1 protein-coding gene is annotated in these 10,149 nt (G+C 59.2%); it reads right to left on the bottom strand.

Going from position 1 to position 10,149, the window contains the following annotated elements; all coding sequences use genetic code 11:
* Positions 1-3: 3 nt before the first annotated feature.
* Positions 4-10,068: a type I polyketide synthase gene (locus tag MB901379_RS24190; protein ID WP_408632380.1), complete on the bottom strand. Its 10,065-nt coding sequence runs from the start codon at positions 10,066-10,068 to the stop codon at positions 4-6.
* Positions 10,069-10,149 lie beyond the last annotated feature (81 nt).

The following is a 10,149-nucleotide window of genomic DNA, read 5'->3' as shown; positions in this document are numbered from 1 at the left end:
TTATCAATTGTCGTCGTCCAACGCCATGTTCACGAGGTCGTCAAGGCTCATGGATGAAACAGGAACTCGACCTTCTTCTTGCTGGAAGGGGACCTGATCACCAACCATTTGAAGAAGGACGTCGAGGACCCCTGCTTCTCGAAGTCGCTCGATAGGAATGGATGCAAGCAGGCGCTTCACCTTGTCGTCCTCATCATCGCTAGCTTGGCCGTTCTTGTGGCCGACGTCGCCAAAGTGTTGGCCGAGGTGGTCGGCTACCGCGGTTGGGGTGGGGTAGTCGAAGATTAGGGTGGGTGAAAGGGTTAGTCCGGTAGTGGTTTTGAGGCGGTTGCGTAGTTCGACTGCGGTTAGGGAGTCAAATCCTAGGTCTTGGAATGCTTGTTGGGGTGTGATGTTTTGGGGGTCGGGGTGGCCTAACACCGCGGCTATTTGTGCGCACACCAACTCCACCAACACCTGATGGCGTTCGGTAGTGGTTAGTCCATGTAGGCGCTGCGTTAGCTTCGAAATCGATTGGGTTGCAGCGTCGGTGTTTGTGATGAGGCGTCGTCGGGGGTGGTGGATCAGGTTGGTGAACAGTGGGGGTAGTTGTTGGTTGGTCACCGGGTTGGCCAGTGCGCTTCGGTCTAGCCGTGCGGCCATGACCACGGGGTGGTCGGTTAGGAGTGCGGTGTCGAAGAGTTCGACGGCTTGGTGGGCGGTCATGGCGGTGATTCCGCCGCGGTTGATTCGTGAGACCTCGTGTCCGCTTAGATGGGCGGTCATGGTGCTGGTTTGTTCCCATAGTCCCCATGCCAGTGATAGTGCGGGGAGTCCGGTTGCTCGGCGTGAGGTGGCTAGTGCGTCGAGAAAGGTGTTGGCTGCTGCGTAGTTGGCTTGTCCTGGGTTGCCGAGTATTCCGGCCATTGAGGAACACAGCACAAACAGTGATAGTGCTGAATTACGGGTTGCTTGATGCAGATTCCATGCGGCGTCGACTTTGGCGGCTAACACTGTGTTGAGGCGTTGGGGGGTCAGTGAGGTGATCACTGCGTCATCGAGAGTGCCCGCGGCATGGATCACTCCGGTCAGTGGTGGCCAGTGCTGGTCTAGCTGAGTCATCAACTGAGTTAGCGCGTCGGGGTCGGCCACGTCACAGGCCAATACCTCGACCCGGGTGGCTCCGGCCTGGTGCAGTGATGCCACCAACGCGGTTGACCCCGGTGCACTATCTCCAGAGCGGCTGACCAACACCACATGACCCACCCCGTACGTGGTGATGAGATGACGGGCTAACACCGTACCGACCATCCCGGTCCCCCCGGTGATCAAGACCGTGCCGGCTGGATCTAACGCGGTTGATGTGTTGGGTCTTTCGGTGCTTTGTACCGGGGTTAGTCGTGGGGCGTATGTGGTGTGGTTGCGGATGAGTAGTTGTGGTTCTGTGGTGTTGATTAGGTTGGCCCAGTCGGTGTTGGTGTGGTCGGTGGTGTCGGTGTCGATCAACACGATTTGGCCGGGGTGTTCGTTTTGGGCGGAGCGGATGAGGCCCCATAGTGCGGCTGCGGCGAGGTCGGTGGTGTCCTCGTCGGGTAGTCCCACTGCGTGGTGGGTCACTATTACCAGTGTGGTGGTGGGGTGGGATTGTGTTGAGTTAAGCCATTGTTGGACGGTGTTTAGTGCGGTGTGGGTGGCGTGGTAGACCGATTCCACTGGTGGTGTGGTGGTGGGTGGGTATTCCCAGATGACGATGTGGTGGTTGTCGGTGGTGGGGGTGGTGGTGTGGAAGGTGTTCCAGGACATCACCACGGGTTGTTCGGCATTGTCAGTGTTGTCAGCACTGTGGGTGGTGGTGATGGGTGTCCAGATTAGGTGTAGGAGGTCTTGAGCGGATCGGGCTGTTGGTGTGGTGGTGAGTTGTTCGGTGTTGATTGGGCGGGTGATGAGTTTGTCGACGGTGAGGACCGTTGTTCCGTTGGTGTCGCTGAGGTGTAGTGAGATCGTTTGATCGGGTTGGTTGTTTTTTGGCAGGTTCAGGTGTGCTCGGAGTTGGGATGCGCCTGTGGCGTGCAGTGTTACTCCGGTCCAGGAGAACGGTAAAAGGATGGGGCTGATACCGGTGTCGGTGTCGGTGGTGGTGGTGTCGGTGGTGGTGTCGGTGTCGGTGGTGGTGGTGGTGGTGTTGGTGGTGGTGGTGAGTGCTGCGGTGTGTAGTACGGCGTCGAGGAGTGCGGGGTGGATCCCGTATCCGTGGGTGTCGATGTCGGTGTTGTCGGGGATGGTGATTTCGGCGAATATTTCTTGGTCGCGTTGCCAGAGTGCGCTGAGTCCTTGAAACGCTGGCCCGTAGTGGTAGCCGTGTTGGGCTAGTTGTGGGTAGGCGTCGTTGATGTTGATGGGTCGTGCGTTGGTGGGGGGCCATACCGATAGGTCGGTATGGGTTGTTGTGGTGGGTCTTTGGGGTCCTACGGTGGCTTGGGCGTGCAGGGTCCATGGGGTTTGGGGTTGTTCGGTGCGCGAATACACCGTTACCGTGTGTTGGCTGGTTTCGTCGGCGGTGTTGATGAGTACTTGGATCTGTGTTGCGGTGTCGGGGGGAAGTACTAACGGTGTGGTGAGTATTAATTCCTCGATGACGGTGGCGCCGACTTCGTCGGCGGCGCGGATGACCAGGTCGAGGAATCCGGTGCCGGGGAAGAGCACCACTCCTGCTACGGCGTGATCGGTGAGCCAGGGGTGGGTTGTGTGGGATAGTCGCCCGGTCAGGATGACTTCGTCGGTTTCGGGGTGGTGGATTACCGCGCCTAAGAGGGGGTGTTGGGCTGCTCGCAGGCCCAGTCCGGTCGGGTCAGACGTGGTTGTTGTGTTGGGTTGTAGCCAGTAGCGGCGTCGTTGGAAGGCGTAGGTGGGCAAGGGTATTTGGTGTCCACTGGTGAGCAGGGAGCGCCAGTTGATTTCTACCCCGCTGGTGAAGGCTTGGCTTGCTGATAGCCAGAACCGATCCAGTCCGCCCTCGTCTCGGCCTAGGGTGGGTAGTACTGCGGTGTCGTGGTGTTCTTTGTTGGTGAGGGTTTCTGCGATGGCGGCCAGTAGTACCGGGTGTGGGCTGGTTTCGATGAATACTCGATAACCCTGTTGTGCGGCTGTGTGTATGGCTTGTTCGAGTTGTACGGTTTGGCGCAGGTTGGCAAACCAATACCGGGCGTCGAGTTTGGTGGTGTCGAGTGGTTGGCCGGTTACGGTGGAGATCAGTTCGATCTGGCTAGATTGTGGTGTGATGCCATCTAGGGCGGCTATTAGCGGCTTTTTGAGTGTGTCGACCTGTGCTGAGTGTGAGGCGTAGTCGACTTCGATGTGACGGGCTCGTATTCCAGCGGTCTCGGCGGTTTGGATCAGTTGTGTGATGGCCTGGGGGTGACCGGAGATGACTACGGTGTTGGTGCCGTTGACCGCGGCGAGGGCGAGGTGATCTGTCGAGTCGGTCAACAATTGTTGTGCTTGGTCGGGGCCGCAGGCCAGGGAGGCCATCGCGCCTGTGCCGGCTAGGGTCATTAACAGTCGACTGCGAGTGGCGATTACCGCTGCGGCGTCTTCGAGTGAGAGTGCGCCGGCGATATAGGCTGCTGCGATTTCGCCTTGGGAATGGCCGATCACGGCATCGGGTGTGACTCCTACCGAGGCCCATAGCTGGGCCAGTGAGACCATCAGTGCCCATAACACGGGTTGGATCACATCGACGCGGTCTAGCTGGTGGGTATCATCGACGCCGCGGATGACGTCCAACAATGACCAGTCCACCCAGGGTGTTAACGCGTGTTCGCAGCGGGTCATCGCGTCGGCGAAAACTGGTGATGTTTCCAGTAATTGAACGCCCATGCCTAGCCATTGTGAGCCTTGGCCGGGGAAGACCATTACGGTTTTGGTGGTCGGTAGGGCTTGTCCGACGGTCAGGTTGGTGGTGGGTTGGTTGTTGGCTAGTGCGGTTAATCCGGTCAGTAGGGTGTGCTGGTCTGTGCCCAGGATTACTGCGCGGTGGTCAAAGGTTGATCGTTGGGTCAGTGTCCAGCCCACGTCGTGGGGGTGGGGTTGGGGGTTGGTGGTCAAAAAGTTTACGAGTCGTTGGGCTTGGTGGGTTAGTGCTGCCGCTGATTTGGCGGATAGTACCCATGGCAGTAGCGCTGACTTGTTGGGTGTGGGTTGTTCTGTTGTGGGTGGGGTTTGGGTGGTGGTGGTGGGTTCTTCGAGGATGATGTGTGCGTTGGTGCCGCTGATTCCAAATGAGGACACGCCGGCTCGGCGTGGATGATTGTTGGTGTGCCAGGGGCGGGGTTCGGTCAGTAATTGCACGTGGCCGCTTGACCAGTCCACGTGTGGGGAGGGTTGGTCGATGTGCAGGCTGGCCGGTAGCGTCGTGTGGCGCATGGCTTGGATCATTTTGATCACTCCGGCGATCCCGGCTGCGGCTTGGGTGTGGCCCATGTTGGATTTGATTGATCCCAACCACAGTGGTCGTTGGGGGTCGCGGTCTTGGCCGTAAGTCGCCAGGATTGCTTGGGCTTCAATGGGATCGCCTAACACCGTGCCGGTGCCATGAGCTTCTAACGCATCTACCTCGGCTGGGGATAACCCGGCATTGGCTAACGCGGCCCGGATCACCCGCTGCTGAGAGGGGCCGTTCGGTGCAGTCAAGCCATTGCTAGCGCCGTCTTGATTGACCGCACTACCACGCACCACCGCTAACACTTCATGACCAAGACGGTGAGCATCCGATAACCGCTCCAGCACCACCATGCCAACACCCTCGGCAAGCCCTACGCCGTTAGCGGCGTCGGCGAAGGGTTTGCAGCGCCCATCGGCGGCTAGTCCGCGTTGCCGGGAAAACCCGACAAAGCCTGCTGGGGTGGCCATTACCGTCACTCCACCGGCCAACGCCATCGAACATTCGCCACCACGCAACGCTTTGCAGGCTTCATGTAGCGCCACCAACGACGAGGAACACGCGGTATCCACCGACAGCGCAGGGCCGACGAAACCGAATACATATGCGAGCCGGCCCGATAACACACTGCCTTCAGTGCTGGTCAGCCAGTAGTTTTCTACCGATTGGTCAAAGGCTTCATAGCGGGAGTTCATCGCGCCGACAAAAATTCCGGTTTGGCTGCCGTGCAACGAGTGTGGGTTAATGCCGGTGTTTTCTAGGGCTTCCCAGGAGCATTCCAGTAGTAGTCGTTGTTGGGGATCCATTGCTAATGCTTCTGCGGGTGTGATCCCGAAGAACCCGGCGTCGAAATCGCCGGCGTCATGTATGAATCCGCCGTAGCGGGTGTAGGTTTTGCCCACCTGGTCGGGGTCGGGGTCATAGAGGTGTTCGAGGTCCCAGCCCCGGTCGGTGGGGAACTGTGAGATTACATCGCGGCTGTTGGCCAGCATGTCCCATAGGCCCGTGGGTGAGTGGACTCCACCGGGGAATCGGCATCCCATGCCGACGATCGCTATTGGCTCGTCGATGCTGGGCTGTGTTCGTGTTGGCGTGGTGATCGGTTCGGTTAGCCCCGTTAGTTGTTGGTCGAGGTGGTCGGCTACCGCGGTTGGGGTGGGGTAGTCGAAGATTAGGGTGGGTGAAAGGGTTAGTCCGGTAGTGGTTTTGAGGCGGTTGCGTAGTTCGACTGCGGTTAGGGAGTCAAATCCTAGGTCTTGGAATGCTTGTTGGGGTGTGATGTTTTGGGGGTCGGGGTGGCCTAACACCGCGGCTATTTGTGCGCACACCAACTCCACCAACACCTGATGGCGTTCGGTAGTGGTTAGTCCATGTAGGCGCTGCGTTAGCTTCGAAATCGATTGGTTTGCAGCGTCGGTGTTTGTGATGAGGCGTCGTCGGGGGTGGTGGATCAGGTTGGTGAACAGTGGGGGTAGTTGTTGGTTGGTCACCGGGTTGGCCAGTGCGCTTCGGTCTAGCCGTGCGGCCATGACCACGGGGTGGTCGGTTAGGAGTGCGGTGTCGAAGAGTTCGACGGCTTGGTGGGCGGTCATGGCGGTGATTCCGCCGCGGTTGATTCGTGAGACCTCGTGTCCGCTTAGATGGGCGGTCATGGTGCTGGTTTGTTCCCATAGTCCCCATGCCAGTGATAGTGCGGGGAGTCCGGTTGCTCGGCGTGAGGTGGCTAGTGCGTCGAGAAAGGTGTTGGCTGCTGCGTAGTTGGCTTGTCCTGGGTTGCCGAGTATTCCGGCCATTGAGGAACACAGCACAAACAGTGATAGTGCTGAATTACGGGTTGCTTGATGCAGATTCCATGCGGCGTCGACTTTGGCGGCTAACACTGTGTTGAGGCGTTGGGGGGTCAGTGAGGTGATCACTGCGTCATCGAGAGTGCCCGCGGCATGGATCACTCCGGTCAGTGGTGGCCAGTGCTGGTCTAGCTGAGTCATCAACTGAGTTAGCGCGTCGGGGTCGGCCACGTCACAGGCCAATACCTCGACCCGGGTGGCTCCGGCCTGGTGCAGTGATGCCACCAACGCGGTTGACCCCGGTGCACTATCTCCAGAGCGGCTGACCAACACCACATGACCCACCCCGTACGTGGTGATGAGATGACGGGCTAACACCGTACCGACCATCCCGGTCCCCCCGGTGATCAAGACCGTGCCGGCTGGATCTAACGCGGTTGATGTGTTGGGTCTTTCGGTGCTTTGTACCGGGGTTAGTCGTGGGGCGTATGTGGTGTGGTTGCGGATGAGTAGTTGTGGTTCTGTGGTGTTGATTAGGTTGGCCCAGTCGGTGTTGGTGTGGTCGGTGGTGTCGGTGTCGATCAACACGATTTGGCCGGGGTGTTCGTTTTGGGCGGAGCGGATGAGGCCCCATAGTGCGGCTGCGGCGAGGTCGGTGGTGTCCTCGTCGGGTAGTCCCACTGCGTGGTGGGTCACTATTACCAGTGTGGTGGTGGGGTGGGATTGTGTTGAGTTAAGCCATTGTTGGACGGTGTTTAGTGCGGTGTGGGTGGCGTGGTAGACCGATTCCACTGGTGGTGTGGTGGTGGTGGGTGGGTATTCCCAGATGACGATGTGGTGGTTGTCGGTGGTGGGGGTGGTGGTGTGGAAGGTGTTCCAGGACATCACCACGGGTTGTTCGGCATTGTCAGTGTTGTCAGCACTGTGGGTGGTGGTGATGGGTGTCCAGATTAGGTGTAGGAGGTCTTGAGCGGATCGGGCTGTTGGTGTGGTGGTGAGTTGTTCGGTGTTGATTGGGCGGGTGATGAGTTTGTCGACGGTGAGGACCGTTGTTCCGTTGGTGTCGCTGAGGTGTAGTGAGATCGTTTGATCGGGTTGGTTGTTTTTTGGCAGGTTCAGGTGTGCTCGGAGTTGGGATGCGCCTGTGGCGTGCAGTGTTACTCCGGTCCAGGAGAACGGTAAAAGGATGGGGCTGATACCGGCGTCGGCGTCGGCGTCGGCGTCGGCGTCGGTGGTGGTGTCGGTGGTGGTGTCGGTGGTGGTGGTGGTGGTGTCGGTGGTGGTGTCGGTGGTGGTGGTGTTGGTGGTGGTGGTGGTGGTGGTGGTGGTGAGTGCTGCGGTGTGTAGTACGGCGTCGAGGAGTGCGGGGTGGATCCCGTATCCGTGGGTGTCGATGTCGGTGTTGTCGGGGATGGTGATTTCGGCGAATATTTCTTGGTCGCGTTGCCAGAGTGCGCTGAGTCCTTGAAACGCTGGCCCGTAGTGGTAGCCGTGTTGGGCTAGTTGTGGGTAGGCGTCGTTGATGTTGATGGGTCGTGCGTTGGTGGGGGGCCATACCGATAGGTCGGTATGGGTTGTTGTGGTGGGTCTTTGGGGTCCTACGGTGGCTTGGGCGTGCAGGGTCCATGGGGTTTGGGGTTGTTCGGTGCGCGAATACACCGTTACCGTGTGTTGGCTGGTTTCGTCGGCGGTGTTGATGAGTACTTGGATCTGTGTTGCGGTGTCGGGGGGAAGTACTAACGGTGTGGTGAGTATTAATTCCTCGATGACGGTGGCGCCGACTTCGTCGGCGGCGCGGATGACCAGGTCGAGGAATCCGGTGCCGGGGAAGAGCACCACTCCTGCTACGGCGTGATCGGTGAGCCAGGGGTGGGTTGTGTGGGATAGTCGCCCGGTCAGGATGACTTCGTCGGTTTCGGGGTGGTGGATTACCGCGCCTAAGAGGGGGTGTTGGGCTGCTCGCAGGCCCAGTCCGGTCGGGTCAGACGTGGTTGTTGTGTTGGGTTGTAGCCAGTAGCGGCGTCGTTGGAAGGCGTAGGTGGGCAAGGGTATTTGGTGTCCACTGGTGAGCAGGGAGCGCCAGTTGATTTCTACCCCGCTGGTGAAGGCTTGGCTTGCTGATAGCCAGAACCGATCCAGTCCGCCCTCGTCTCGGCCTAGGGTGGGTAGTACTGCGGTGTCGTGGTGTTCTTTGTTGGTGAGGGTTTCTGCGATGGCGGCCAGTAGTACCGGGTGTGGGCTGGTTTCGATGAATACTCGATAACCCTGTTGTGCGGCTGTGTGTATGGCTTGTTCGAGTTGTACGGTTTGGCGCAGGTTGGCAAACCAATACCGGGCGTCGAGTTTGGTGGTGTCGAGTGGTTGGCCGGTTACGGTGGAGATCAGTTCGATCTGGCTAGATTGTGGTGTGATGCCATCTAGGGCGGCTATTAGCGGCTTTTTGAGTGTGTCGACCTGTGCTGAGTGTGAGGCGTAGTCGACTTCGATGTGACGGGCTCGTATTCCAGCGGTCTCGGCGGTTTGGATCAGTTGTGTGATGGCCTGGGGGTGACCGGAGATGACTACGGTGTTGGTGCCGTTGACCGCGGCGAGGGCGAGGTGATCTGTCGAGTCGGTCAACAATTGTTGTGCTTGGTCGGGGCCGCAGGCCAGGGAGGCCATCGCGCCTGTGCCGGCTAGGGTCATTAACAGTCGACTGCGAGTGGCGATTACCGCTGCGGCGTCTTCGAGTGAGAGTGCGCCGGCGATATAGGCTGCTGCGATTTCGCCTTGGGAATGGCCGATCACGGCATCGGGTGTGACTCCTACCGAGGCCCATAGCTGGGCCAGTGAGACCATCAGTGCCCATAACACGGGTTGGATCACATCGACGCGGTCTAGCTGGTGGGTATCATCGACGCCGCGGATGACGTCCAACAATGACCAGTCCACCCAGGGTGTTAACGCGTGTTCGCAGCGGGTCATCGCGTCGGCGAAAACTGGTGATGTTTCCAGTAATTGAACGCCCATGCCTAGCCATTGTGAGCCTTGGCCGGGGAAGACCATTACGGTTTTGGTGGTCGGTAGGGCTTGTCCGACGGTCAGGTTGGTGGTGGGTTGGTTGTTGGCTAGTGCGGTTAATCCGGTCAGTAGGGTGTGCTGGTCTGTGCCCAGGATTACTGCGCGGTGGTCAAAGGTTGATCGTTGGGTCAGTGTCCAGCCCACGTCGTGGGGGTGGGGTTGGGGGTTGGTGGTCAAAAAGTTTACGAGTCGTTGGGCTTGGTGGGTTAGTGCTGCCGCTGATTTGGCGGATAGTACCCATGGCAGTAGCGCTGACTTGTTGGGTGTGGGTTGTTCTGTTGTGGGTGGGGTTTGGGTGGTGGTGGTGGGTTCTTCGAGGATGATGTGTGCGTTGGTGCCGCTGATTCCAAATGAGGACACGCCGGCTCGGCGTGGATGATTGTTGGTGTGCCAGGGGCGGGGTTCGGTCAGTAATTGCACGTGGCCGCTTGACCAGTCCACGTGTGGGGAGGGTTGGTCGATGTGCAGGCTGGCCGGTAGCGTCGTGTGGCGCATGGCTTGGATCATTTTGATCACTCCGGCGATCCCGGCTGCGGCTTGGGTGTGGCCCATGTTGGATTTGATTGATCCCAACCACAGTGGTCGTTGGGGGTCGCGGTCTTGGCCGTAAGTCGCCAGGATTGCTTGGGCTTCAATGGGATCGCCTAACACCGTGCCGGTGCCATGAGCTTCTAACGCATCTACCTCGGCTGGGGATAACCCGGCATTGGCTAACGCGGCCCGGATCACCCGCTGCTGAGAGGGGCCGTTCGGTGCAGTCAAGCCATTGCTAGCGCCGTCTTGATTGACCGCACTACCACGCACCACCGCTAACACTTCATGACCAAGACGGTGAGCATCCGATAACCGCTCCACCACCACTACCCCGACGCCCTCACCCCAGCC

The sequence above is a fragment of the Mycobacterium basiliense genome, from assembly GCF_900292015.1.
In the GTDB taxonomy this organism is placed as follows: Bacteria; Actinomycetota; Actinomycetes; order Mycobacteriales; family Mycobacteriaceae; genus Mycobacterium; species Mycobacterium basiliense.
This window is presented reverse-complemented; position numbering and strand designations above follow the sequence as displayed.